Origin of the sequence: Pseudomonas nitroreducens, from assembly GCF_010994165.1 — a bacterium.
GTDB classification, from domain to species: domain Bacteria; phylum Pseudomonadota; class Gammaproteobacteria; order Pseudomonadales; family Pseudomonadaceae; genus Pseudomonas; species Pseudomonas nitroreducens.
The window spans coordinates 987,323-1,010,759 of the sequence record NZ_WMBX01000001.1; the positions used below are offsets into that span (position 1 = coordinate 987,323).

The following is a 23,437-nucleotide window of genomic DNA, read 5'->3' on the forward strand; positions in this document are numbered from 1 at the left end:
GCATAACCCGCCAGGGGCGGGAGCTTGCCGAGGATCAAGAGGAATGTGTGTCTAATTGAGACCATCTCTCGTTCCGACGAGTGGGATGACTTTCTGCGACGCGAGGCCGCAGGTCGGTTCGCCGGTCCATCCCTGAAAATGAATACACGGGTCGCCTTGGTCGAATAAAAAGGTGGCCGACAAGGCCGTAAGCGGCTTTGCTGAAAGGGCTGCGGCCCGGGAACTATTTGCATGGCGGATTTGCACGATCTCTTCCTCACCTGCCCGAAAGGGCTCGATGGCCTGTTGCTGGAGGAAGCCCAGGCGCTCGGGCTGACCGAGGCGCGTGCCCAGGTTTCGGCCATTCGCGGCAAGGGCGACCTGGAGACGGCCTACCGTCTGTGTCTCTGGTCGCGCCTGGCCAACCGTGTGCTGCTGGTGCTGTCGCGCTTCCCGGTGAGCAATGCCGAAGACCTCTACCTGGGCGTCAACGCCGTGCCCTGGAGCGACCACCTGGAGGCCGACGGCAGCCTGGCGGTGGAGTTCAGCGGCAAGGGCTCGGGCATCGACAACACCCACTTCGGTGCGCTGAAGGTCAAGGACGCCATCGTCGATAACCTGCGCGCCGAGTTCGGCAAGCGTCCGACGGTGGACAAGGTCAATCCGGATATCCGCGTGCACCTGCATTTGGATCGTGGCCAGGCGGTACTGTCGCTGGACCTCTCCGGCCACAGCCTGCACCAGCGCGGCTATCGCCTGCAGCAAGGCGCCGCGCCGCTGAAGGAAAACCTCGCCGCAGCGGTGCTGATCCGCGCCGGTTGGCCGAAGATCGCCGCTGAAGGTGGCGCACTGTCCGACCCGATGTGCGGCGTCGGTACCTTCCTCATCGAGGCCGGCCTGATTGCCGCTGATGTGGCGCCGAACCTCAAGCGCGAGCGCTGGGGTTTCAGCAACTGGCTGGGCCATGTGCCGGCAATCTGGAAGAAGCTGATCGACGAGGCCCAGCAACGCGCCGAAGTCGGTCTGGCGAAGACCCCGCTGTGGATTCGTGGCTATGAAGCCGATCCCCGCCTGATCCAGCCGGCGCGCAATAATATCGAGCGCTCGGGTCTGGCCGAATGGGTAAAGATCTATCAGGGCGAGCTGGCGACGTTCGAGCCGCGCCCGGACAAGGGCCAGAAGGGCCTGATCATCTGCAACCCACCCTACGGCGAGCGCCTGGGGGATGAAGCCAGCCTGCTGTACCTCTACCAGCACCTGGGCGAACGGCTTCGCCAGAGCTGCCTGGGCTGGAGCGCCGGGGTGTTCACCGGCGCGCCGGAGCTGGGCAAGCGCATGGGTATCCGCAGCCACAAGCAGTACGCGTTCTTCAACGGTGCGCTGCCGTGCAAGCTGATCATGCTCGACGTGGAGCCGCGCCAGTTCGTGACCGGCGAGCGAGGCGAGCGCAGCGAAGCGTCACCGGTTCAAGGCGCCGCAGTGATCGAGCAGGCTCGCCTGAGCGAGGGTGGACAGATGTTCGCCAATCGCCTGCAGAAGAACCTCAAGGCGCTGGGCAAGTGGGCGCGCAAGGAAAAGATCGAGTGCTACCGGGTGTATGACGCCGACATGCCCGAGTATGCCTTGGCGGTGGACCTCTACCGCGACTGGGCGCACGTTCAGGAGTACGCCGCGCCCAAGTCCATCGATCCGGAGAAGGCCCAGACCCGCCTGCTCGATGCACTGGCGGCGCTGCCGCAGGCCTTGGGCATTCCCACCGAGCGTATCGTGATCAAGCGTCGCGAACGCCAGGCCGGCAAGAAGCAGTACGAGCGGCAGAATGCCGAAGGCCGTTTCATGGAAGTGGAAGAGGGCGGCGTGAAGCTGCTGGTCAACCTGACCGACTACCTCGACACTGGTCTGTTCCTCGACCACCGCCCGATCCGTCTGCGCATCCAACGCGAGGCTGCCGGCAAGCGCTTCCTCAACCTGTTCTGCTACACCGCCACGGCGACCGTGCATGCGGCCAAGGGCGATGCGCGCAGCACCACCAGCGTTGATCTGTCCAAGACCTACCTGGACTGGGCGCGGCGCAACCTGTCGCTCAACGGCTTCTCCGACAAGCAGCGCCTGGTGCAGAGCGACGTGATGGAATGGCTGCGCGAAGACCGCGGCGAGTACGACCTGGTCTTCATAGACCCGCCGACCTTCTCCAACTCCAAGCGCATGGAAGGGGTGTTCGACGTGCAGCGTGACCATGTCGAACTGATCGACCTGGCCATGGCGCGGCTGGCCAAGGGCGGGGTGCTCTACTTCTCCAACAACTTCCGCAAATTCGAGTTGGACGAAGGGCTGTCGGCGCGCTACCAGATCGAGGATATCAGCGCCCAGACGCTGGACCAGGATTTTGCCCGCAACAGCAAGATCCACCGCGCCTGGCGCATCACCGTCCGTTGAACTTCCAGCGGCGCGCGGCAGGGGCCGTGCGTCGCGCGGGCGCTGGGCAAATGGCCATCGGCTGCTATAAAAACTGAGTAACCCTGAGATCGGGATTCCACATGACTCAGTTGCCGGCCTACGAGCAGTTGCCCGTTGCTCAGGGAGTCGTCAGCCAGCAGAAGGCTCTGCGCGCCGCCGGCCTGGTGCTGGCGGCAGGTCTGCTGCTGACCGCCCTGTTGGGCTGGAATGTCTGGCGCAACGCCCGTGTAGCCCTCGAGCAGCAGTTCTCCCTGGCCGCCAATGAGCGGATCGACCGGGTCCGCGAGCGGTTCACGATACAGCAGAGTGAACTGGAGTCGATCCAGCGCTTCTTCGAGAATTCCAGGTCGGTCTCCAGAGAGGAGTTCGAGCATTTCGTCAGTCCCCTGCTGGGCGACACCCTGGGCTATGCCTGGCTGCCCCATGTGGCGCAGCACGACCGGGAGGCTTTCGAAGCCCGCGCTCATGCTGCCGGGATGCTCGACTACATGCTGTTCGAGCTCAACCTGCAGGGGCAGCCGATTCCCGCGCAGGTCCGGGACAACTACTTCCCCGTCCTTTATGGCGCCTCCGAGTATCTGGAGGAAATGCCGCTGGGGCTGGATCTCAACTCGACGTTGCCAGGGCGCGAGCTGACCCGGCGCGTAGTGAGGACGCGCGCTGTTGCGGCCTCTATCCCGGTGATCCTGCCCGGCGCACCGCCGGCCGATTCCACCGGGGTACTGCTGGCGGCGCCCTTCTACCGGACCAGCGTGACGCCCAGCCCGACGGCGGAAACCCGCGTCGGGATCCAGGGCATCCTGCTGGCGGCCATCAGTTACCGGCTGCTCATCGAGCAAGGCGCGGAGGGTCACGAAGAGCAACTGGCCCTGACTTTGCGCGATGCCGGCGACCTGCGCCCGGATGTCCCCCTGTATCGAAGCCCGGTCTCCCCCGACCAGACGGCAGGACTAGTGGCCGAGCGCCACCTGCCATTCGCTGGCCGCGACTATCTGGTGCGCGTCGAGCCATCCAGCGACTTTCTGCGCCGCAACCAGGGGCATCCTCAGCTGTGGGTGATCTTCGCGGGTGGGCTGACCTCCCTGTTGCTCGCCGGTTATGTCCTGATCCTGCTGGGCCAGCGGCAGCGGGCGCTGCAACTGGTGGGAGAACGCACGGCCGAACTGCGCGCCAACCAGCTGGAGCTGCAGGAGAACCAGGCGCGCCTGCATTTCGCCATGGACAGTGCCGGTCATGGCGTATGGGACTGGAGCCTGGATAGCGGCAGCGTCTTCTACTCCCACGCCTGGAAAGCGATGCTTGGCTACCGCGACAGCGAGGTGGGCACCACGACCGACGAAAGCCTGAGTCGCGTCCATCCAGACGACAAGGTCGCACGCTGCGAAGCGTTGCGCCGGCATCTTCGCGGCGAGACTTCGCTCTACCAGAGCGAACATCGGTTGCGCTGCAAGAGTGGGCGCTGGCTCTGGGTGCTCGATCGCGGGCAGGTGGTGGAGCGCGACAACGACGGCGCGCCGCGACGCATGATCGGCACCCAGACCGACATCAGTTCGCGCAAGGCCGCTGAGCTGGAACTGGGCGAGGTGAATAGCCGTCTGCACGGCCTGCTCGATGCGGCGACCCAGGTTGCCATCGTGTCGACCGACCTGCGCGGTTTCGTGCGCAGCTTCAATGTGGGGGCCGAACGCATGTTCGGCTACAGCGCCCAGGAGGTGATCGGGAGGCCGGTGCCGGAGAACGTTTTCGTCAAGGACGAAATCCGCCGTCGCGCGCAGGATCTGTCGAGCATCCTCGGCCGTGAGATTCGCGGCTTCGAAGTGGTAGGTGCCCTGGTCGGCGAGGGGCACGAGGAGCACGAATGGACCTGCGTGCGTCGAGATGGCCGGCAACTGAAGATCAATCTGATCATCACCGGGGTGCGCGACTCATCTGGCAGTACCACCGGTTACCTGGGCATCGCCACCGACATCACCCGACGCAAGGAAGCGGAGCTGGAGCTGCGGCGCCTTTCAGTCACCGATGCGCTCACCGGCATCCACAACCGCCGTTATTTCAAGGAGCAACTGGACCAGGCCATGGCGCGCTGCTCGCGCAGCGGCGAGCCGCTGTCGCTGGTGATGTTCGACATCGACCACTTCAAGAATATCAACGACCGCTTTGGCCACGAGGCAGGGGATATCGTGCTGGTGACCTTGTGCCAACGCATTTCCCAGCGCCTGCGCAAGGTGGATGTGTTCTGTCGCCTGGGAGGCGAGGAGCTGGTGGTGCTCTGCCCAGGCAGTACCACGGAGCAGGCCTGGCAGTTGGCCGAGGCGTTGTGGCAGGCACTGCGTGGTCAGCCGATGGAAGGAGTGGGTGTGGTCACCGCGAGTTTCGGCGTTGCCTCCTGGTGCCCTGGGGAAAGTGCCGATGATCTGATGCGCAAGGTGGACCGTGCGGTCTATCGCGCCAAGCGCCTGGGGCGGGATCGTCTGGAGAAGGTCGAAGCCTGATGCGAAAACCCCGGCCTGTCGGCCGGGGTTCGCGTTGGATCAGTGCTTGGTGCTGCTGTAGAGATCCAGCAGCACCTGGTCGAGGATCGACGAGGCGCCCCAGGGACGGTTGCTGTTGAGGATTGCCACCACCACCCAGGTGCGGCCGTTGGCATCGCGGCTGAAGCCGGCAAGTGCGCGCACGGTGTTCAGGGTGCCGGTCTTCACATGGGCTTCGCCGGCCATGGGCGTGCCGCGCAGGCGTTTGCGCATGGTGCCGTCCTTCGCCACGATCGGCAGCGAAGAGATGTACTCGGCAGCGTAGGGACTGTGCCACGCGGCCTGCAGCATGGCAGCCATTTCGCGAGCGCTGACCCGCTCGTCGCGGGACAGGCCGGAACCGTTCTCCATCACCAGGTGGCTCGCGGTAATGCCCTTGCGCGCCAGCCATTGGCGGATCACTCGCTGTGCGGCTTGGGCGTCGTCCGCGTCGGCGCCGTTGCGGTACTGGCGGCCGACCGAGAGGAACAGCTGGCGGGCCATGGTGTTATTACTGAACTTGTTGATGTCGCGGATGATTTCCACGACGTCCGGCGACATGGCACGGGCCACCAGGGTGGCGTTCTTCGGCACGTTGCCCTCGCGGTCCTTGCCGAGGATGCTGCCGCCCAGTTCCTGCCAGATACCGCGCACGGCACCCGCGGTGTAGGCCGGGTGTTCGAGCAGGGACATGTAGGTCTGCGCGCTGCAGCCTTGCGGAATCTGCCCGGTGGCGACCAGCGAGGTGCCGTCGAACTGGGTCACCGGATTGAAACGCAGCTTCGGCCAGGCCGGGCAGGCAGCGGCCTTGCTCACCTGGATCTGGTTGTCGATGCGCACGTTCGCCAGCGGCGGGTCCATCAGGACGGTGGCTTTGCTGCCCTCGGTGCGGATTACCAGACGCACGCTCTTCAGGTTGACCATCAGCGAGTCGGGGCCGACCAGGAACGGCTTGTTGTCGTCGCCGCCGTCGTCATTGAATACCGGCAACTGCGGAATATTGAAGTAGCTGCGGTCCAGCACCAGGTCGCCGGTGACCTTGAGCACGCCGTTGGCGCGCAGGTCGCGCATCATCAACCAGAGTTTCTCCAGGTTCAGCTTCGGGTCGCCGCCGCCCTTCAGATACAGGTTGCCGTTCAGGACGCCGTCCTTGAGCTGGCCGTCGGTGTAGAACTCGGTCTGCCACTGATAGGTCGGGCCGAGCATCTCCAGTGCGGCATAGGTGGTGAACAGCTTCATGGTCGACGCCGGGTTCACCGAGACGTCGGAGTTGAAATAAGTAGCGTTACCGGGGCCTTCGAGCGGAATCATCACCAGCGAGAGAGCGTCATCGGTGAGCTTGCTGGCTCTCAGCGCCTTCTGTACGCGCTCGGGCAGGGTGGTGTTGATCTGGGCAACGGCCGGTAAGGCAAAGGGCAGTAATGTAGCGAGAGCGAGGACGCGCAGAGACTTGAACATAGAAAAGATGACATCCCAGTGGTCGGGCATTGACTTGAAAAAATGAAAAGATGAAGCGCAACACTACAGTTGAAGTACTCCCTGTTGGACTGGGAGACGCGGCACATTATGCCGCAAGCCGTCCCCGTATGCGCAGGCCTTCGAGCGCCGGTCGTCTCGACGAGATACCGCGTGATTGTGCTGGCGCAAGTTGTGTATTTGGCTCGGGCACACTTGTTCGTCGAGTGGCGAAGCCCTCATGAGGAGAGATTCAGATGGCCACCCATCGTTCCCGTCGTTTACGCAAGAAGTTGTGTGTCGATGAGTTCCAGGAGCTCGGTTTCGAGTTGAGCTTCAAATACCGCGAGGGGAAGGACGAAGACTCCATCGGCGATTTCATGAAGCGCTTCGCCGCTGATGCTGTCGAGCCCAATGACCTTGTCTACAGTGGGTGCGATGAGTACGGCTTCATCTGCCTGGCCCGGCGTGGCTCGGTGAGCAACGAGCAGCGCGAGTTGGTCGAGGGCTGGTTGAGGCAGCAGCCCGAGTTGGCGGAGTTCACCGTCAGCCCACTGATTGATGCCTGGTACCCGGACCAGCCGGTCAATCCGCCCGCTCGCTGAGCTTGAGGCTCTCCTCCGCTCTCAGGACCTGCATCAGTTTCCATGGGTCGAGAGGTTTCGGCAGGCAGGCCAGGATGGGCAGTCCGCGTGCTCTGAGCATTTTTAGCTCGGCCTGTAACTCATCTTCTTCGCGCCCACTGAACAGGACTGCGTGGAGAAACATGCCTGCGCCGGCAAGCTCGCAGGCCAACTCGATTCCATTGACGTCCGGCAGATTGATGTCGCAGAGCAGCAAGTCGAATGGTGCGCTGCGACGTGCGCACGCTTCGCGCGCTTCCGTGGCGTCCAGTGCAGGGGTCAGCCTGAAGAAGCCCAAACGATTCAACTGCATCTGGGTGGCGATCAACTGGAAGGGATGATCTTCGACGACCAGGATGCTGAGTTTGTTTTCCTGCATGACGAGCTCCTTGAAAACTCCGGATGCAGCTGATGAACTTCGCTGATGCTTTTTCACAGGCAAGCACAGGTGTCTAATAATTTTATTTTGGAGGTTTTAGTGTGCGCCTTCATATGCGTGCTCAGGTTTTAAATATCTTCTTTATATTTGTTCTGGGCACTATTGCGGATGAAAGCTTAGTTCGATTTCTCTGGGGCTGTTTTGGCTTCTGTGTTGAGCGAAGCGTGATTGTTATCTGGTCTGGCTGATCTTCAATGGTCCCTGAATGTTATCTATTGCACTGTGCCAGTTGGACTTCAACTCTCCTGGGAAATGTGAGTTTTTATTCAGTGTTCACCAGCTTGTCTGGCGAAAGCGATTATCATCAGGCTTTTCCGTGAATAACCCCACGATGGATAGAGTTTAAGTCTGGCATCTGCTGCCGCACAGGCCGCAGAATCGAACGTCTCTTCGTGTCCGGAATGGCCTAGGCAGAGGTCTTTGATTGATTTTTGGCATCCTACAGGTCGACATGGTGGAGAGGCGTATCCATTGTTGCCTGTAAACAAGAGGAAATGCATACCTGGAGCCAGCTAGATGAAGTATGCGGAGATAGTGCCGAGGTTTATCAGGGCTCGAAGTCAGATTTTCTCCTGTTTGGAGTCGGAATATTCTTGCGGAAGGGAGGCGAGTGGTGGAGCTGAGAGAGATTCTTGTAGGAATTATTTAGATGTTACGTAGGAAAACCCTCTAATGACAAATAATGAGGGTGGGTAATCTCGACAGAACAAGCTTGGCATATATCTTACGGACAAATATTAATTTCGATGGGTCTGTGGGAGGAAGCTTGATGAGCAAAGTTCTTATTGTCGATGACCATCCGGTCATTCGTATGGCAATGCGCGTGCTGCTGGAAAAGGAAGGCCACGTTATCGTCGGGGAGACTGACAACGGCGTGGATGCGCTTTCGCTTGTCAAGGATCTGATCCCCGACCTCGTCGTTCTGGATATCGGTATTCCTCGGCTCGATGGCCTGGAGGTCATCAGCCGGATCTCCGCTTTCGAGCTTCCGCTCAAGGTCCTGGTGCTGACCGGGCAGAGCGCCTCGTTGTTCGCCATGCGCTGCATGCAGGCCGGAGCTTCGGGCTTCGTCTGCAAGCAGGGTGGCCTGGCGGAGCTGATCAGTGCGGTCAACGCCGTGGTTGCCGGTTACAACTACTTCCCCAGTACTGCCGTTCGCCAGACCCGCCGCAACAGCGGGCAGATGGATGACCAGGAACTCATTCAGCGTCTTTCCGACCGTGAGATGGCCGTCCTCCAGTACCTGGCCAACGGGTATTCGAACAAGGAAATCTCCGAACAGATGTTCATCAGCAACAAGACGGTCAGCACCTACAAGACCCGACTGCTGCTGAAGCTCAACGCCCATTCCTTGGTCGATCTGATCGAGTTTGCCAAGCGGAACGCGCTGGTCTGAGGTGTTCGATGTACCGCTTCCGCTTGCTCGTCAGTGTGTTGTTATTCCTCTGTTGTGGATGGGGAGTCGCGGAGCAGCACGATTGGACCGCAATGAACCTGCTTGCTCGTTCGACGGACGAGCCGGTCAAGGTGAAATTGAACGATTCAGACTGGCAATGGCTTAGGGACAAGCGCACGCTGCGTCTCGGCGTAACTGCGCCGGATTATGCACCCTTCGACATCATGGCCAGTGGTACGGATCTCGAAGGCATCACGGCTGACTTCGCCGGTGTGATTGCCGATACGCTCAATGTCCGCATAGAGGTGCGCCGCTATGCGGATCGCGACACTGCCCTGAACGCGCTGGAACAGGGCGATATCGACATGCTCAGTCGTTCGACCCGTTACGAGGCAATGCGGCCCGACGTCACCCTGACTCAACCCTATTTTTCCAATCAGCCTGTGGTTATCGGCCCGGAGGGCGTACGCCTGGAGAGTGCCGCGCAACTGGTGGGAAAGCGCATTGCCGTGGTCAGCGACTATTTCTCCATGGATGAGCGCGACAAATACCTTTCCGGAACCATCATCCAGAGCTACCAGTCGGTGCGTCGGGCCCTGGAGGCCGTTGCCTTCGGTCAGGCGGACTTCTACGTCGGGGATGCCTTCAGTGCTCAGTATCTGATCAGCCAGGGGTACCTGGCGAACCTCAAGCCGCTGAATTTCGCCGGCTTCGATGGCCTGGGGTTCAGCTTCGCCGTCATCTCCTCCGGGCATGAGCTGCTGGATATTCTCAACCATACCCTGGCTGCCATTCCACGCCAGACCAAGAGCGCAATCCAGCGACGCTGGAGTCCTGGCGGGGCATTCTCGATCGTCAATCAGCGACTCATCCTCACTCCCCGGGAACAGCGCTGGCTTGATCTTCATCCGCGCCCGGTGGTCGTCGTGGATCAGGCTCTGGCTCCCGTCTCATTTTTCGATGCTCAGGGGCAGTTCCGCGGCATTGCCGCGGACGTACTGGACCTCGTCCAGAGCCGCACTGGCCTCGACTTCGAGGTACGTCCTCAGCCCAGCGTCACGGCAATGCTGGAGCAGGTGAAAACGGGCAAAGCAGACATCATTTCAGCGTTGACGCCGACGGCTCAGAGGGAGGAATGGCTTGGCTTCACTCGCCCTTACATGGCCGCCTCCTTCGTGGTCGTGGTGTCCGGAAAGAGTGACTGGCTACATTCGCTGGGTGATCTGGATGGGCGTCGAGTAGCGGTTCCAAAGGGCTCTGTCATCGCCGACTTTCTGCGTATGCATCATCCTCAGGCCAAACTGGTTGAGGTCGAAAACAACGTCGATGATCTGTCGATGATCAGCGAAGGCAAGGTCGATGCAGGAATTCATCTGCTGTCTTCCGCCAATTACCTGATCTCTCGCTATTATCCGGAGCTGCGTGTGGCACTTGCCCTCGACCGGGAGCCGGGCCAGTTCTCCCTGGCCGTATCCCAGACGGACCCGGAGCTTCTCGGTATTCTGAACAAGGCGATCCTCGCCATTTCCCCCGAGGACATGAGCAACATCGTTACCCGCTGGTCCGCCAGCATGGAAAAGCCGGACAGCATCTGGCAAGGTTATCGCACGCAATTCATCCAGTTCGCGTGGGCCGCAACACTGTTGCTGTTCCTGCTATTGCTGTGGAACTGGCGCTTGTGGTTGAAGGTCCGGCACCGACAGGACTCCGAGCGCGAGCTCAATTACCGACTCGCATTCAAGCGTGCCCTGATCGATGGTATTCCCCAGCCGGTGGCCGTACGGGACCGCGAAGGACGTCTTGTCACCTGCAATATCGGATTCCTGACCGAGACCGGCATGTCCCACGACACGGTTGGCGGCACCCGAGTTGCCGATTGCTCGTGGCTGGATGCGCGCGACGCAGCCACGCTCCAGCTGATTCATCAGCAGGCTATGGAGCAGAATGGCAAAGTGGCCTCCGATCTGATGCTGCAGATTTGCGGCAATGTTCGTGAAATCCATTACTGGGCGACGCCATACCGTGGGCCCGGTGGGGAGCTCTCCGGCGTGGTGACCGGTTGGATCGATGTGACCGAGCGAGAGCGCCTGCATCACCAACTGGAGGCGGCCAAGGAGCAGGCCGAGGAAGCCAACCGTGCCAAGAGTACCTTCCTGGCGACCATGAGTCATGAGATCCGCACTCCCATGAACGCAGTGATCGGGATGCTGGAGCTGGCGTTGACTCGCGCCGATCAAGGCCACTGGGAGCGCGAACCGGTGGAAGTAGCCTATGACTCTGCGCACTCGCTGCTGACGTTGATCGGTGACATTCTCGACGTGGCCAAGATCGAGTCCGGACGACTGACCCTCCTGCCGGAGCGCGCGCACCTGCGCGAACTGGTGGAGTCCGTGGCCCGGGTGTTCGACGGGCTGGCCCGACAGAAGGCACTGGAACTGCGGCTGGAGATCGAGGCGGACGCCGCCTGTGACGTGCTCATCGATCCGCTGCGGTTCAAGCAGATTCTTTCCAACTTGGTCAGCAATGCCATCAAGTTCACCGATATTGGCCATGTGCGAATCCACGTCTCCGGAGAGAGGGTCGCTGGTGAGCGCCTGTCCCTCGAAGTCAGCGTGAAAGACAGCGGTATTGGGATTTCCGAAGAGGATCAGCGGCAGTTGTTCGAGCCCTTCAGCCAGGTTGCCCGCAGCAGCCACGCAAGTCGTGGCGGCACTGGGTTGGGCCTGACCATCTGCCGCAAGTTAGCGGAAATGATGGGCGGCACGGTGCGTATGGAGAGCCGCCCCGGCGTAGGAACGACGGTCACCGTGCGGTTGTTGCTGCAAACACTCGAGAGCCTGCCCGAAGGAGATGTGCGTCCGGCGCCGGATGTGCCGAGGTCTGTGCATTCGCTCAAGGTGCTGGTGGTCGACGACCACGCTGCCAACAGGATGTTACTGACCCAGCAACTGGAGCACCTGGGGCACCGGGTCGAAGTGGCGTCCGATGGTTCTCTGGCACTTCAGGCATGGCATCCGGGCGATTTTGATTTGGTCATTACCGACTGCAACATGCCGGTTCTCAACGGCTATGGCCTGGCGCGCAGAATTCGCGAACTGGAAGCGGAGATGGAGGCTGAGCCTTGCGTGATCTTCGGTTTCACCGCCAATGCCCAACCGGACGAGGTCGAGAACTGTCGACGCGCCGGGATGGACGATTGCCTGTTCAAGCCCATTGGTCTGGACAATTTGCGGGTACGGCTGGAAACAGTACCGAAGATCACCGCTGCCGATGACCGACCAAGAGACGCCCAGAGCAAGCGAGCCGATGGGGTTGACCTGAAGTCCCTGCGGGAGATGACCGGCGGTGACCCCGGTCTGATTCGCCGCCTGCTGGAGGAGTTGCACAGCAGCAACCGGCTCGATATTGACCAGGTTCGGCCTCTATGGGAAGCGGGTGACTGGAAGCAACTGGCGGACCTCGCCCACCGCATGAAAGGTGCCGCTCGCTTGGTCAACGCGGGTGCGCTTCAGGAGTTGTGCGGTCAGCTTGAAGGCGGCTGCAAGGATGGCCTGAGCAGCAAGGAGGTGCTCAATCGGGCATTGGCGGTGGAGCAGGCGATGGCGCTTTTGCAGGACGAATTGCTGGCGCAACTGCGGACACTCGTCGCCTAGTCGGCGCGACCGCTTCAGCTGGGGCTGGAGCGGCCGGTCATCTCGCGAGCCATCTCTGTGGCGTAGCTGTCCGTCATCCCGGCGATGAAGTCGATGACTCGAAGGAACGCGCGATAGAGCGTCCAGTCCGGTTCCGGTGCATTGTTGCCGAGCAGATCAAGGATGCGTTGGTTCTTGAATGACGGTGTACTCCGGCCGTACTGCTCGAGTGCCGCGCCGCAGAAGGAATTCAGCAGGATTTCAAGGGTGGTGTAGGCGCCGATCTCGTGCAGTGTCTTGCGCTTGTCCTGGAATATCTTTTCTCGCGCCATGGCCTTGGCTCGCTGCACGCAGTGTTTGGCGGGACCATGCATGTGCTCCACCAGGTCGCCTGGCAGGCTGCCGGCGAGCAGAGCAGGTTCCTGTTCGACGAAGGCTCGTGCGGCGGCGTTGGTCAGGTGCTCGATAGCCTTGCCGCGCAGGATGGCTAGCTTGCGCCGGCGTGAATCCTTCGGGCCAAGCTGGCGGTAGGTTTCCGGCAGGTCATCCCCCACCAGGTCGAGTAGCAGCGATTCGACTTCCGCGTAATCGAGCAACTCCATTTCCAGGCCGTCCTCCAGGTCGATCAGTCCATAGCAGATGTCATCGGCAGCCTCCATCAGATAGACCAGCGGGTGCCGCGCCCAGCGTTCGTCCTCCAATTGCGGCATGCCGAGCTTTTGGGTGATCTGCTCCAGCAACGGTAGTTCGCTGCGGTAGCAACCGAACTTGTGCTTCTTGTAGCCGAGGGAGTCGGCATGGCGTGCCGTCCAGGGGTATTTCAGGTAGGTGCCGAGGGTGGCGTAAGTCAGGCGAGTTCCACCGTCGAACTGGTGGTATTCGAGTTGCGTGAGGACGCGGAAGCCCTGGGCGTTGCCTTCGAAGTTCAGGAAGTCGGAGCTCTCCTCTTCGCTCATCCCATCCAGCCAGCCGCGCCCGGCGGCCTGCTGGAACCAGTGGCGGATGGCATCCTCGCCGGAATGGCCGAAGGGCGGGTTACCGATGTCGTGGGCGAGGCATGCGGACTGCACTATGACGCCCATGTCCCCCGGGTCGCACCATTCAGGCAGGCGATCGCGGAGGATTTCACCGACGCGCATGCCCAGCGAGCGGCCGACGCAGGCCACTTCCAGGGAGTGGGTCAGGCGGGTATGGATGTGGTCGTTGCTCGATACCGGGTGCACCTGAGTCTTGCGCCCCAGGCGGCGGAAGGCGCCGGAGAAGATGATGCGGTCGTGGTCCTTGTGGAAGGCGCTGCGGCCGAGTTCGGCGCTGCTGTGCACCGGTTTGCCGAGGCGTTCTCGAGGGAGCAGGGTGTGCCAATCCATTCTTCTTTCCGCAATCGAGAGAGTTACCGGCAACGCTAGCCGTTCGTGCCGGCAATCTCAATCGTGGCGCTAGAGACCTTCGGCATCGATGTCGATGAGCAGAAGCCGTCGGCCCTGGTCGATGAATTGCCCGGCAGTCATGCAGTATTGATTGGTGGTGGCGTCGCGGTAGGTGTTGGAGAGTGTCAGGCGGCGTTCTTCCCAGCCCTCGGCGAGCAGTTGGTAGAAGTACGGACGCCAGGACCAGTTGTGCCCCAGGTAGCGGCGGTTTTCCTTCCAGAACAGGCCGTTCCACTCCAGGTTTGGCGAGGTCTGGGTGCCGTGGCGATCGCACTGGTAGATGCGCAGCAGGCGGCTGAAGGACTCTGGCGCTGGTGGCAGGCTGCTGAGCATGGCGCCGCCTTCGGCCCAGGGACGCAGCATGTTCATCAGCTCGGAGAGTTGTTGCCGCAACTGGATGAGGTTGGCGCGGTCCCGCAGCTTGCGATTCACGTAATGGTCGCGACGCTGGGCAAAGGCGGCCCGGAAGGCGTCGCTGGTGGGAAACTCCAACGCAGGCTTGGCGAACAGGTAGCCCTGCACATAGCGCGCACCGCACTCCAGGGCGAAGTCCATCTCCTCTTCGGTTTCCACGCCCTCGGCGATGATCCAGCAGCCGGTCTTCTCGGCCATCTGCGCCAGGGCTTTCACTACTTCGCCGCTGGGGCCGCCGCGTGCTGCCTCCTGGAACAGGCGCATGTCCAGCTTGAGGATGTCCGGTTGCAGCGCCAGCACGCGATCCAACTGCGAGTAACCGGCACCGAAGTCGTCGATGGCGATACGCGCACCTGCGTCTCGATAGCGCGCCACCACTTCGGGCAGACGCTGGTGGGCACCGCCCAGCTCGGTGATCTCGAAGACAACCCGTTCGGGCGGCACGCCTTGCTGTTGCAGTTGCTTGAGGCTGGGCAGTGGCTGGTTCGGGCGTAGGCGGCTGATCCAGCGCGGCGAAATGTTCAGGCTGAGGAACCAGTCCTTGGGCGCCTCATGGATGCGGGCGAGGGCGGCATCGCGGATTTGCCGGTCGAGGCGGCGCAGTTCGGCGAGGCCGACTCGCGGGTTGAAGAACAGCGGGCCGACCGATTGCAGGTCACCGTTGTCCTGGCGCAACCGCCCCAGCGCCTCGACACCGGCGATCAGGCCGGTCGCGGTGTCGATGAATGGCTGGAAGCAGGCGATGGGTTGCCCGTCGATCAAGGGACACATCCTTAGTGGCGTGACAGGAAAGCGCCGGAGCGCTGATCCATGTCACTTTGCAAGAATGTGGCCAGTATGGACGTCAGAGGTGCGTCGAGGGCGCGGGAGGGTCCTGATGGTCGGGCTTCCTGCGCATCTGCAGGATGACTGGCGCCAGGGCGATCCCTAGCCGCAGCAGCCGTATCCAGCGACGCTTGCGTCCGAACAGGAGTGCCAGGGCTGCGGCGCCGCCGGCGCCCCACAGCGGGATATTGCCGGCCAGTCCACCACGCAAGCTCTGGCCGACATGGCGAGCCTGTTTCAGGGGTTGCAGCAGCAATTCACCTTCCTGGCGAAGCTGCTGGCGTTGCATTTCCAGGCGCAGGCGGACGATGGCCTTGCGCAGCTCGGCCCGGCTCAGGTTGCGGGCGTCCGGCATTTCGCTCATGGCAACAGGCGCTCCCGGTCGCGGGCCAGTTCATCGAGGGTGGCACTGAAGGGCGAGCCTTCATCGGTGACCAACAGGTGCAGACGCCACGCGCAGAGCAGGCTACCGCCGACATAGAAGAGGCACAGGCCGATGGCGGCCTGCAGGCGGTAGCTGTCCCAGAAGACAATCAACACCAGCACCGACAGCGCAACCAGCAGGAGCAAGGCGAAGACCAGTGCGAGGCCGGCCATCAGGAGCATCTGCACGGTACGGGTCTTCTGTTCCTGCAGCTCGATGCCCAACAGCTCGACGTGGCCATGCAGCAGGCCAAGGGCTGCGGCGCCGAAGCGCCGCAGGGAAGGAGAGTTGGCCGAGGACTTCGGCCCGGCGTCCATTCCGTCGCTCATCGGTCAGCGCCGGCTGACCAGCAAGCCGAGGAGGAAGCCGACACCGGCGGCGATACCCACGGCCTGCCAGGGGTGGTCACCGACGTAGTCCTCGGTTGCGTCCACGGCGGCCTTGCCCTGGTCGCGCACGGAGTCCTTGGTGGAGTAGATGGCATCGCGGGCACGCTTGAGGCTCTCGTGGATCTGCGCGCGCATCTGGTCGGCTTCGGCGCCGGCCAGGTCGGCGGAGCTCTGCAGGAGTTTCTCGGTGTCGCTGACGAGGGCTTGGAATTCGGCCAGGAGTTCATCCTTGGCGGCGTTCACTGCGGTCTTGCGAGGCATGTGATGCTCCTTGTGCGGGTTGAGGTTCCTAGTTTTCGAGCCCCGGGGGCGGAGGAAAGTTTCTCATAAATTCACCCCGGGGCCGCTCTTGCGTGCGAGATGAAGCCTAGCTGTTGATGACCTGACTGGTGGTATGACGCTTGCATTTCTCTGGTGCGCATGGAGAGCAGAGCGCCCCACGGCGGGGCGTTTCCGGTGTCTTGACCGGCGCGGAAAATAAGCTCAAATCATTGAAAAACATAAGGAAGTACAGGAAATTGCGAAGCTGGTCGGTTGGCCTGTGGGCCAGTCTGGGTCAGCGCTCGGCTCTTCTGCGGTGCATCACTGCTTCAGCGTGGTGCGGCGCAGGGTCGCCGCGAGCCGTTTTGGTGCTTTCCCCTTGACCTCCGGGGCTGCCTGTAGCGATGGAAAACCTCAATAGTGCCGTAGAGACGCTGGTCCACGGCTCCAACACGCTGTTCCTCCTGATGGGCGCGGTCATGGTGCTGGCCATGCACGCGGGCTTCGCTTTCCTGGAAGTTGGCACGGTGCGCCTCAAGAACCAGGTCAATGCGTTGTCGAAAATTCTCTCGGACTTCGCTATCTCGGCCCTGGCCTATTTCTTCGTCGGCTACTGGATCGCCTATGGCGTGACTTTTCTGCAGCCGGCGGCGCAACTGACGAACGAAAACGGCTACGCGCTGGTGAAGTTCTTCTTCCTGCTGACCTTCGCCGCAGCGATTCCCGCGATCATCTCGGGCGGCATCGCCGAGCGGGCAAAGTTCGGCCCGCAGCTGATGGCGACCGCGCTGATCGTGGCCTTTGTCTATCCCTTCTTCGAAGGGCTGATCTGGAACGGCAACTTCGGTTTTCAGGACTGGCTCAAGGCCGAGTTCGGCGCGGCTTTCCATGATTTCGCCGGTTCCGTGGTGGTGCACGCCTTTGGCGGCTGGCTAGCGCTGGCGGCGGTGGTCCTGCTGGGGCAGCGCAATGGCCGTTATCGCGAAGGGCGCCTGGTGGCCTTCGCGCCGTCGAACATTCCATTCCTGGCGGCGGGCTCCTGGATTCTCATCGTTGGCTGGTTTGGCTTCAACGTGATGAGCGCTCAGTCGCTGGCTGGCGCCAGCGGCCTGGTGGCGGTGAACTCACTGCTGGCGATGGTCGGCGGCACGGTGGCGTCGCTGCTGGTTGGCCGCAACGATCCGGGCTTCCTGCACAACGGCCCGCTGGCCGGGCTGGTCGCCGTCTGTGCCGGTTCCGACCTGATGCACCCCATCGGTGCCTTGGCCACTGGGATGGTGGCGGGGGCGCTGTTCGTCTGGGCATTTACCGCGACCCAGGTGCGCTGGAAGATCGACGACGTACTCGGTGTCTGGCCGCTGCATGGCCTGTGCGGCGCCTGGGGCGGGATCGCCTGCGGGATCTTCGGGCATCAGGCGCTTGGCGGCTTGGGCGGTGTGAGTCTTGCCAGCCAGGCGATCGGGACATTGCTGGGAGTCGTCGTGGCCTTCGCCGGTGGTCTGCTGGTGTACGGCCTGGTGAAGTCAGCAGTGGGAATTCGTCTGACGAAGGAAGAGGAGTACTACGGCGCCGACCTGTCGATCCACAAGATCGGGGCGCTCAGCCAGGACTGATCGGTCCATGACGAGACAAAGAAAAAGCCCGGCATCCGCCGGGCTTTTTCGTCATGCCGTGAGGGTTACCAGAGCGGCATGGTGTAGCTGACGATCAGACGGTTCTCGTCATAATCGTTGGTGTAGTTGGTGCGCATGGTCGCGTTACGCCACTTCACGCCCAGATTCTTCAGCGGGCCGTCCTGGAAGACGTAGGCGATGTCGGTGTCGCGTTCCCATTCCTTGCCTTCGCCGTCGGTGGTGATCAGGTCGATGTTGTCGCCCTTCACATAGCGGGTCATGAAGGTCAGACCGGGGATCCCGAGGCCGGCGAAGTTGTAGTCGTAGCGCGCCTGCCAGGATTTCTCGTCCTTGTTGGCGAAGTCGCCGATCTGGATGTAGTTCACCAGGTAGGGGTCGGTACCGTTGATGTAGGCGAAGCCGGTGTCGCCGCTCATCTTCTGGTAGCCCAGGCCAAAGGCGTGGTAGCCCAGGGCATAGGTGAACATGGCGTTGAGCGCCTTGTTGTCGACGTTGCTGCCGCCGTCGTCATTGGACTTGGCCCAGCGGATGTCGGACTTCAGCGACTGCTTGTCGGCGATCGGCAATACGTGGATCAGGCCCAGGTAGTGCTGCTTGTAGATGTCTTCCAGGCCGCCGTAGTGGTAGCTGGTGCTCAGACTGTCGGTCCACTTGTAGGTGAGGCCGCCGAACAGGAACTTGTTGGACGTCAGGCTATCGCCGAGCTTGATGTTGCGCTTGCCGCCCCCGGTGATGGTCATGTCCTCGTAGTCCGAGGAGTCGCGCTGGTTGACCTGGTAGAGGCGGCCGCCGTCGACGGTCAGGCCGTCCAGTTCGGCGGAGTTCAGGGCGAAGCCGCTGAAGGTCTGCGGCAGCAGGCGGGTGTCGTTGAACTGCACCACCGGCATCTTCGGCATCAGGGTGCCGCCCTTGAGCGTGGTCTTGGACGCGCGCAGCTTGGCGGTAACGCCCAGGTCGCCATAGCTGTCCTCTGCGCGCTTGTCGCTGGAGGAGCGTTGCAGCAGGCCGGTGCCGCTGCGGTCAGGCGAGGAGTCGAGTTTCAGGCCCAGGGTGCCCAGGGCATCGACGCCAACGCCGATGGTGCCGTCGGTGTAGCCGGACTCGTACTTGAGGATGAAGCCCTGGGCCCACTCCTCGGCCTTGTTCTGGGCAGGGGCCGGGCTGTCCTGGCGGAAGTCGCGGTTGAAGTAGAAGTTGCGCAGTTCGACGGTGGCCTTGCTGTCCTTGATGAAGTCAGCGTGGGCGAGTGTCGGAAGGATAAAGCTGGTACCCAGCGTGGACAAAGCCACGGCACGGGCGATCGGGGTCTTGCTCATTGTTATTGTCTCCTCGAGCGCTTGGGGCAGTTCGGTGATGCCGGTGGATCGGGCCGGCATGTCGATCTGTTACAGCCTACCTACTAAATCATTACCGAATGTTGACGACCCTTAGACCTTAGTCGCTGATTAGTGAGCTGGCTATTGAAGCGCCGAGTGACAGCTGGCGTAGCCTTCAGTCGATCCAACGGGGGTAGTAGCCGAGTTTGTCCTGCACCTGGGCATCGTGGGCAGGCACGACGGTCAACTTTGGATACGCACGCATCAATTCGTGTACGCGGGCCACTTCGGCCAGGGTCCGCTCGCGGTCGCTGTCCACCAGTTTGCGGCTGATCCAGAACTTCTCGCGGGGACCGGTGAAACCGGACAGGCGCCAGGTGGTATCGCCGCTGAAGAAGAAGCGCCGACCGTCGTCGAGGGTGATGAACAGGCCGACCGCGCCGGGGGTATGGCCGTGCATCGGCACCAGCACCAGGCTGCCGTCGCCGAACAGGTCGAGGCTGCGGTCATAGCTCAGGAAGGGGCCGGATTCGAACTGGAACGGTACCCATTTCAGTGGATGGCGGAACTGGCTGGGGAATACCGCCGGAGGCTGGGCGATGTGGGCGTAGTTGATTTCCTCGTAGGTCGCCCAGACCGGCACGTCCGGGAAGTCGGACAGGCCGGAGGCATGGTCCCAGTGAGCATGGGAGAGAATGATCCGGTCGATGCGGATGCCGCTGCCCTGCAACTGTTCGCGCACCGGCTTCAGCCCGTGGTACTGGAACAGCGGCTTGTCCCACCAGGGCATGTCCTGCTTGAACTGCGCGTCCGCCTGGCTGCCCAGTCCGGTATCGAACAGCAAGGTCGCGGCGTGATGCTGGATCAATACCGCGGTGTGGTTGAGCGGGACCTTCTGGGTCCAGTTGCCGCCGGCCACAGTGAATGCATCGAGGGTGGTTACGCCGGAGGTGCGGATCAGCGAGAAGCGCAGGTCGGCGGCCTGGCTGTTCAGGCAGGCGAGGGCGAACAGACCGGCCAGCAGTAGGGATGGCAGACGCATCGAGATTTCCTTTTCGTGGAGCGGATAAGGGCGCCGCCAGGTTCGCGGCGGCGCGCAGATTCAGAGGGCGGGTTGTGCCACGTAGCCGGGCAGGGCGCGCACGCGGGCCAGCCAATCCTGCACATAGGGATAGCCGGATGGCTCGAGCCCGCCTTCCGGCGCCAGGGCGACGTAGGGGTAGACGGCAATGTCGGCGATGCTGGGCCTTTCCGTCTGCGCCAGCCAGCGGTGGTCGGCCAGCGTTGCGTCCAGCAGTTCCAGTGCATGGCGGCCCTTTGCCTGCGCCGTAGCCAGGTCGCCGGGGCGCTTGAACAGCTGGATCACCCGTGCCAGGGCCAGGCCGTGCTGCACCTCGTTGGCCGAGAAGCTCAGCCAGCTGGCGATTCGCCCCTGGGTCACGGCGTCCTGGGGATGCCAGTGCGGCTCGCCGTACTGCCGTGCGAGGTAGGCCAGGATGGCGTGGGAGTCGCCCAGGCGCAGTTCGCCGTCTTCCAGCGCGGGCACCTGGCCGCGCGGATTGATTGCCAGGAAGGCCGGGCGCTTGTGCGCGCCGCCCTGCAGGTCCACCTGCACCAGTTCAGCCTTGTGGCCGATGAGCCCGAGGAACAGACGAACCTTGTAGCAGTTACCGGAAAGCGCGACGTCGTGGAGTTTCATGGCGAGAGCCCTGTGCATTGTTGTGGGGACGGCGGAATAGATATTAGACAGACAGGTCTGTATAGTTCAAGCGAAATGACCGTCCACCCACCGGCACTTGCGCGGTCCTCCCTGCAACGCTCCGGCTCCCCATGGGCGCCGAGCCTCGCGCATAATGTCCGGTCAGGAGGTAATGCCATGGCATCCAGCAAACGCGAGCTGCTGCTCACCACCGCTCAGGACCTGTTCTACCGCGAGGGCTACCACGCTACCGGCATCGACCGCATCCTTGCCGAGTCGGGCGTGGCGAAGATGACGCTGTACAAGCACTTCAAGTCCAAGGACGAGCTGATCATGGCGGCGCTGGAAGAGCGCCACGCCCGCATGGTCGAGCGCATGGAGGTGGCCGGACGCATCCTCGCGCCGCGCGAGTCGATCCTGGCGATCTTCGACGGCCTGCAGGAGGTGCTCGACAGCCCGGACTTCTGCGGCTGCGCCTTCATCCACGCCGCGGGCGAATTCCACAACCGTGAACACCCCATCCACCAGCAGGCCGCTGAACACAAGGCCTTTCTCGGCCGCTTCTTCGCCGCCCAGCTGATGCGCCTTGGTGCTGCGGAGCCGGAGGCTCTGGCCCGCCAGCTGCAATACCTGCTCGAGGGCGTGCTGGTGATGGCGCATATGCAGGGCCCGGCGCAGCAAGGGCGAGAAGCCCGCGCCATGGCCGACACCTTGCTCAAGCACGCCGGAGTCTGAACCTATGCCGCCAACCCTGGAGCCTCACATGCCCCCGGAATGCCAACTCTTCGGCACCCTTGGCTGCCATCTCTGCGAAGTGGCCGAAGCCGTGCTGATGCCCTTTGTCGAACACGGACTGTTGGTCGAGTTGGTGGACATCGCCGATCGCGAGGAATGGGTCGAGCAATATGGCTTGAGCATTCCCGTGTTGCGCCGCTGCGACTCCGGCGCCGAGCTGAACTGGCCCTTCGACGCCGAGCAGGTCGCCATTTTCCTCCGCCGCTGATGCCTTTGGCGGCTTTTCCTCTCCTCAATCAACTGATGCGAGGCGCATTGCAATGAAGATCGGATTTCTCGGATTGGGCGGCATGGGTGCTGCCATGGCTGCAAACCTCATCAAGGCCGGCCACCAGGTTGTCGTCTGGAACCGTTCGCCAGCGGCTGCCGAGCCCCTGGTGGCGCTGGGTGCCGTTGCCGCCACCACGCCTGTGCAGGCTTTCGACGTCGAGCTGGTGATTTCCATGCTGGCCGACGACAACTCCACCCGCGCCGTGCTGCTGGACAGCGGCGCCCTGGCCTCGGCCAAGGCAGGGCTGGTGCACCTGAGCATGGCCACGCTGTCCACCGCCCTCGTCACCGAGCTGGTGGAGTTGCACCGCGAACAGGGCGTCGAGTTCGTTGCTGCGCCGGTGTTTGGTCGCACCGACGTTGCCGCCGCCGGCAAGCTGAACATCCTGGTCGCCGGACCCGAGACGGCTATCGCCAAGGCGCAGCCGGTCCTTGATGTGCTGGGACAGAAGACCTGGCCGCTGGGCGACGACCCTTTGCGCGCCGTTGCGGTGAAAATCGCCGGCAATTTCATGATTGCCAGCGCCATCGAGGCGATGGGGGAGAGCACTGCGCTGGTGAAAACCTACGGGGTGGCGCCGGGCGAGTTCATGGAGATCATGGGCAACACCCTGTTCAACGCGCCGGTGTATCGCAACTATGGCGCCCTGATCGCCGAGCAGCGCTTCGATCCGGCGGCGTTCCGCCTGGTGCTGGGCCTCAAGGACGTGGGGCTGGCGTTGTCGGCCGGGCAGGAGCAGCGCGTGCCGCTGCCGTTCGCCAGCGTCCTGCGTGACAACCTGCTCGAAGCCATTGCCCACGGCGATGGCGATCTGGACTGGAGCGCGCTATCGCAGGTGGCGCTGCGCAAGTCCGGGCAGCTCTGATTCGCCCATGAAAAAGCCCGTCCGGCTGGACGGGCTTTTTTGTGCCTGATGATTGGTCTGCATGAAAAATCGCAGGCAATAAAAAACCCGCCGTTAGGCGGGTTTTTCGGGATTTGGTCGGAGCGACTGGATTCGAACCAGCGACCTTCTCGTCCCGAACGAGACGCGCTACCAAGCTGCGCTACGCTCCGTTTGATGGCGCGCATTCTACCGAAAAACTTTTGACGCACAAGGGGTTAGCGAAAAATATTTTTCGCCCCCCGGTAAAACGCGAACGCCCCGCAGACCGGTCAGGGGCTGCGGGGCGTTTTCACCGCCGGGAGAATCAGAGGTCCTTGACGGTCCGTACCTGATCCTTGTTCACGCGGGCGGTTTTGCCATCCAGCTGTTCGAACTCATAGAAGCCGGATTCTTCGTCGTACTTGGGTTTGTCGACCGACTGAATCTCGCGACCATCGTTCAGGGTGATGACCGACGGAGTGGAGCAACCAGCGAGCACTCCGAAGCCCAGGGCGAGCAGGAAGGCGGGAAGCATCCGTTTGTTCATTAGTGAATCTCCTGATGAGCGAACATAAAGGTACGAAAAGTCTGACAGGGTGCTTCTTGGCATAGTTCCCGGAAAATTT

20 protein-coding genes and 1 tRNA gene are annotated in these 23,437 nt (G+C 62.3%); 9 read left to right on the forward strand and 12 right to left on the reverse strand.

Going from position 1 to position 23,437, the window contains the following annotated elements:
• The first annotated feature begins 231 nt into the window (after positions 1 to 231).
• Complete coding sequence (gene rlmKL, locus GJV37_RS04720; protein ID WP_193452181.1) at positions 232 to 2,415, forward strand: bifunctional 23S rRNA (guanine(2069)-N(7))-methyltransferase RlmK/23S rRNA (guanine(2445)-N(2))-methyltransferase RlmL; 2,184 nt, start codon at positions 232 to 234, stop codon at positions 2,413 to 2,415.
• Between the two features lie 101 nt (positions 2,416 to 2,516).
• The gene (locus GJV37_RS04725) at positions 2,517 to 4,928 is read left to right on the forward strand and encodes a sensor domain-containing diguanylate cyclase (RefSeq protein WP_193452182.1); all 2,412 of its coding nucleotides are present in this window, start codon (positions 2,517 to 2,519) and stop codon (positions 4,926 to 4,928) included.
• Between the two features lie 39 nt (positions 4,929 to 4,967).
• Here GJV37_RS04725 and dacB read toward each other — a convergent pair whose 3' ends face one another.
• On the reverse strand, positions 4,968 to 6,404 hold the full coding sequence (gene dacB / locus GJV37_RS04730) for a D-alanyl-D-alanine carboxypeptidase/D-alanyl-D-alanine endopeptidase (protein WP_084357399.1): 1,437 nt from the start codon (positions 6,402 to 6,404) through the stop codon (positions 4,968 to 4,970).
• A 254-nt stretch (positions 6,405 to 6,658) separates the two neighbouring features.
• On the opposite strand from dacB, the gene GJV37_RS04735 reads away from it, so the two are divergent.
• Entirely contained in the window at positions 6,659 to 7,006 is a 348-nt protein-coding gene (locus tag GJV37_RS04735) for a YggL 50S ribosome-binding family protein (RefSeq protein ID WP_037010717.1), read from the forward strand.
• Here GJV37_RS04735 and GJV37_RS04740 read toward each other — a convergent pair.
• Positions 6,987 to 7,403, reverse strand: a complete 417-nt coding sequence (locus GJV37_RS04740) for a response regulator (RefSeq protein ID WP_170858361.1) — start codon at positions 7,401 to 7,403, stop codon at positions 6,987 to 6,989. The two genes, GJV37_RS04735 and GJV37_RS04740, sit on opposite strands and share 20 nt — an antisense overlap.
• Before the next feature lie 829 nt (positions 7,404 to 8,232).
• Between GJV37_RS04740 and GJV37_RS04745 the strand changes: the two genes are divergently transcribed.
• A complete protein-coding gene (locus GJV37_RS04745; protein ID WP_024765082.1) occupies positions 8,233 to 8,859 on the forward strand; it encodes a response regulator transcription factor in 627 nt (208 codons plus the stop codon).
• Between the two features lie 92 nt (positions 8,860 to 8,951).
• On the forward strand, positions 8,952 to 12,512 hold the full coding sequence (locus tag GJV37_RS04750) for a transporter substrate-binding domain-containing protein (RefSeq protein ID WP_246228244.1): 3,561 nt from the start codon (positions 8,952 to 8,954) through the stop codon (positions 12,510 to 12,512).
• Positions 12,513 to 12,526: 14 nt separating this feature from the next.
• On the opposite strand, the gene GJV37_RS04755 is transcribed toward GJV37_RS04750, so the two are convergent.
• The 5 genes from GJV37_RS04755 to GJV37_RS04775 form a co-directional block, all read right to left on the reverse strand.
• On the reverse strand, positions 12,527 to 13,858 hold the full coding sequence (locus tag GJV37_RS04755; RefSeq protein ID WP_084357397.1) for a deoxyguanosinetriphosphate triphosphohydrolase: 1,332 nt from the start codon (positions 13,856 to 13,858) through the stop codon (positions 12,527 to 12,529).
• Positions 13,859 to 13,927: 69 nt separating this feature from the next.
• Positions 13,928 to 15,094 (reverse strand): EAL domain-containing protein, encoded by a 1,167-nt coding sequence (locus GJV37_RS04760; RefSeq protein WP_193452184.1) that lies wholly within the window; start codon positions 15,092 to 15,094, stop codon positions 13,928 to 13,930.
• 82 nt (positions 15,095 to 15,176) lie between these two features.
• Complete coding sequence (locus GJV37_RS04765) at positions 15,177 to 15,521, reverse strand: hypothetical protein (protein WP_024765075.1); 345 nt, start codon at positions 15,519 to 15,521, stop codon at positions 15,177 to 15,179.
• Positions 15,518 to 15,898 (reverse strand): phage holin family protein, encoded by a 381-nt coding sequence (locus GJV37_RS04770; protein ID WP_089285716.1) that lies wholly within the window; start codon positions 15,896 to 15,898, stop codon positions 15,518 to 15,520. Before GJV37_RS04770 ends, GJV37_RS04765 begins: the two co-directional genes overlap by 4 nt.
• A gap of 15 nt (positions 15,899 to 15,913) precedes the next feature.
• Entirely contained in the window at positions 15,914 to 16,231 is a 318-nt protein-coding gene (locus GJV37_RS04775) for an ElaB/YgaM/YqjD family protein (RefSeq protein WP_045211754.1), read from the reverse strand.
• A gap of 404 nt (positions 16,232 to 16,635) precedes the next feature.
• Between GJV37_RS04775 and GJV37_RS04780 the strand changes: the two genes are divergently transcribed.
• Complete coding sequence (locus tag GJV37_RS04780) at positions 16,636 to 17,844, forward strand: ammonium transporter (protein ID WP_024765072.1); 1,209 nt, start codon at positions 16,636 to 16,638, stop codon at positions 17,842 to 17,844.
• Between the two features lie 65 nt (positions 17,845 to 17,909).
• Here GJV37_RS04780 and GJV37_RS04785 read toward each other — a convergent pair whose 3' ends face one another.
• The 3 genes from GJV37_RS04785 to GJV37_RS04795 all read right to left on the reverse strand — a co-directional run bounded on the left by GJV37_RS04785 (position 17,910) and on the right by GJV37_RS04795 (position 20,880).
• Positions 17,910 to 19,181, reverse strand: coding sequence for an OprD family porin (locus GJV37_RS04785; protein ID WP_084357396.1), 1,272 nt, complete (start codon positions 19,179 to 19,181; stop codon positions 17,910 to 17,912).
• A 175-nt stretch (positions 19,182 to 19,356) separates the two neighbouring features.
• On the reverse strand, positions 19,357 to 20,223 hold the full coding sequence (locus tag GJV37_RS04790; protein WP_193452185.1) for an MBL fold metallo-hydrolase: 867 nt from the start codon (positions 20,221 to 20,223) through the stop codon (positions 19,357 to 19,359).
• 60 nt (positions 20,224 to 20,283) lie between these two features.
• On the reverse strand, positions 20,284 to 20,880 hold the full coding sequence (locus GJV37_RS04795) for a glutathione S-transferase family protein (protein ID WP_193452186.1): 597 nt from the start codon (positions 20,878 to 20,880) through the stop codon (positions 20,284 to 20,286).
• Positions 20,881 to 21,057: 177 nt separating this feature from the next.
• Here GJV37_RS04795 and GJV37_RS04800 point away from each other — a divergent pair, with 177 nt between their 5' ends.
• From GJV37_RS04800 to GJV37_RS04810, 3 genes are read left to right on the forward strand one after another with little or no spacing between them, the layout of a single operon-like run.
• Positions 21,058 to 21,615 carry a TetR/AcrR family transcriptional regulator gene (locus GJV37_RS04800; RefSeq protein WP_024765068.1) on the forward strand — a complete coding sequence of 186 codons (558 nt, stop codon included), beginning with the start codon at positions 21,058 to 21,060 and terminating at the stop codon, positions 21,613 to 21,615.
• A gap of 28 nt (positions 21,616 to 21,643) precedes the next feature.
• Complete coding sequence (locus GJV37_RS04805; RefSeq protein WP_024765067.1) at positions 21,644 to 21,883, forward strand: glutaredoxin family protein; 240 nt, start codon at positions 21,644 to 21,646, stop codon at positions 21,881 to 21,883.
• Positions 21,884 to 21,935: 52 nt separating this feature from the next.
• Positions 21,936 to 22,811 carry an NAD(P)-dependent oxidoreductase gene (locus GJV37_RS04810; protein WP_054910455.1) on the forward strand — a complete coding sequence of 292 codons (876 nt, stop codon included), beginning with the start codon at positions 21,936 to 21,938 and terminating at the stop codon, positions 22,809 to 22,811.
• Between the two features lie 114 nt (positions 22,812 to 22,925).
• Here the strand turns inward: GJV37_RS04810 and GJV37_RS04815 are convergent.
• Together GJV37_RS04815 and GJV37_RS04820 are read right to left on the reverse strand one after the other, a co-directional pair.
• Positions 22,926 to 23,002: transfer RNA gene (locus GJV37_RS04815), tRNA-Pro, on the reverse strand.
• Between the two features lie 134 nt (positions 23,003 to 23,136).
• Positions 23,137 to 23,358 carry a YgdI/YgdR family lipoprotein gene (locus GJV37_RS04820; protein WP_017519306.1) on the reverse strand — a complete coding sequence of 74 codons (222 nt, stop codon included), beginning with the start codon at positions 23,356 to 23,358 and terminating at the stop codon, positions 23,137 to 23,139.
• Between the last annotated feature and the right edge of the window lie 79 nt (positions 23,359 to 23,437).

Excerpts from the sequence above, each read along its gene's own strand:
- rlmKL (WP_193452181.1), top strand. The coding sequence starts at position 232 with ATGGCGGATTTGCACGATCTCTTCCTCACCTGCCCGAAAGGGCTCGAT.
- GJV37_RS04725 (WP_193452182.1), top strand. The coding sequence starts at position 2,517 with ATGACTCAGTTGCCGGCCTACGAGCAGTTGCCCGTTGCTCAGGGAGTC.
- dacB (WP_084357399.1), bottom strand. The coding sequence starts at position 6,404 with ATGTTCAAGTCTCTGCGCGTCCTCGCTCTCGCTACATTACTGCCCTTT.
- GJV37_RS04735 (WP_037010717.1), top strand. The coding sequence starts at position 6,659 with ATGGCCACCCATCGTTCCCGTCGTTTACGCAAGAAGTTGTGTGTCGAT.
- GJV37_RS04740 (WP_170858361.1), bottom strand. The coding sequence starts at position 7,403 with ATGCAGGAAAACAAACTCAGCATCCTGGTCGTCGAAGATCATCCCTTC.
- GJV37_RS04745 (WP_024765082.1), top strand. The coding sequence starts at position 8,233 with ATGAGCAAAGTTCTTATTGTCGATGACCATCCGGTCATTCGTATGGCA.
- GJV37_RS04750 (WP_246228244.1), top strand. The coding sequence starts at position 8,952 with ATGAACCTGCTTGCTCGTTCGACGGACGAGCCGGTCAAGGTGAAATTG.
- GJV37_RS04755 (WP_084357397.1), bottom strand. The coding sequence starts at position 13,858 with ATGGATTGGCACACCCTGCTCCCTCGAGAACGCCTCGGCAAACCGGTG.
- GJV37_RS04765 (WP_024765075.1), bottom strand. The coding sequence starts at position 15,521 with ATGAGCGAAATGCCGGACGCCCGCAACCTGAGCCGGGCCGAGCTGCGC.
- GJV37_RS04770 (WP_089285716.1), bottom strand. The coding sequence starts at position 15,898 with ATGGACGCCGGGCCGAAGTCCTCGGCCAACTCTCCTTCCCTGCGGCGC.
- GJV37_RS04775 (WP_045211754.1), bottom strand. The coding sequence starts at position 16,231 with ATGCCTCGCAAGACCGCAGTGAACGCCGCCAAGGATGAACTCCTGGCC.
- GJV37_RS04780 (WP_024765072.1), top strand. The coding sequence starts at position 16,636 with ATGGAAAACCTCAATAGTGCCGTAGAGACGCTGGTCCACGGCTCCAAC.
- GJV37_RS04785 (WP_084357396.1), bottom strand. The coding sequence starts at position 19,181 with ATGAGCAAGACCCCGATCGCCCGTGCCGTGGCTTTGTCCACGCTGGGT.
- GJV37_RS04790 (WP_193452185.1), bottom strand. The coding sequence starts at position 20,223 with ATGCGTCTGCCATCCCTACTGCTGGCCGGTCTGTTCGCCCTCGCCTGC.
- GJV37_RS04795 (WP_193452186.1), bottom strand. The coding sequence starts at position 20,880 with ATGAAACTCCACGACGTCGCGCTTTCCGGTAACTGCTACAAGGTTCGT.
- GJV37_RS04800 (WP_024765068.1), top strand. The coding sequence starts at position 21,058 with ATGGCATCCAGCAAACGCGAGCTGCTGCTCACCACCGCTCAGGACCTG.
- GJV37_RS04805 (WP_024765067.1), top strand. The coding sequence starts at position 21,644 with ATGCCCCCGGAATGCCAACTCTTCGGCACCCTTGGCTGCCATCTCTGC.
- GJV37_RS04810 (WP_054910455.1), top strand. The coding sequence starts at position 21,936 with ATGAAGATCGGATTTCTCGGATTGGGCGGCATGGGTGCTGCCATGGCT.
- GJV37_RS04820 (WP_017519306.1), bottom strand. The coding sequence starts at position 23,358 with ATGAACAAACGGATGCTTCCCGCCTTCCTGCTCGCCCTGGGCTTCGGA.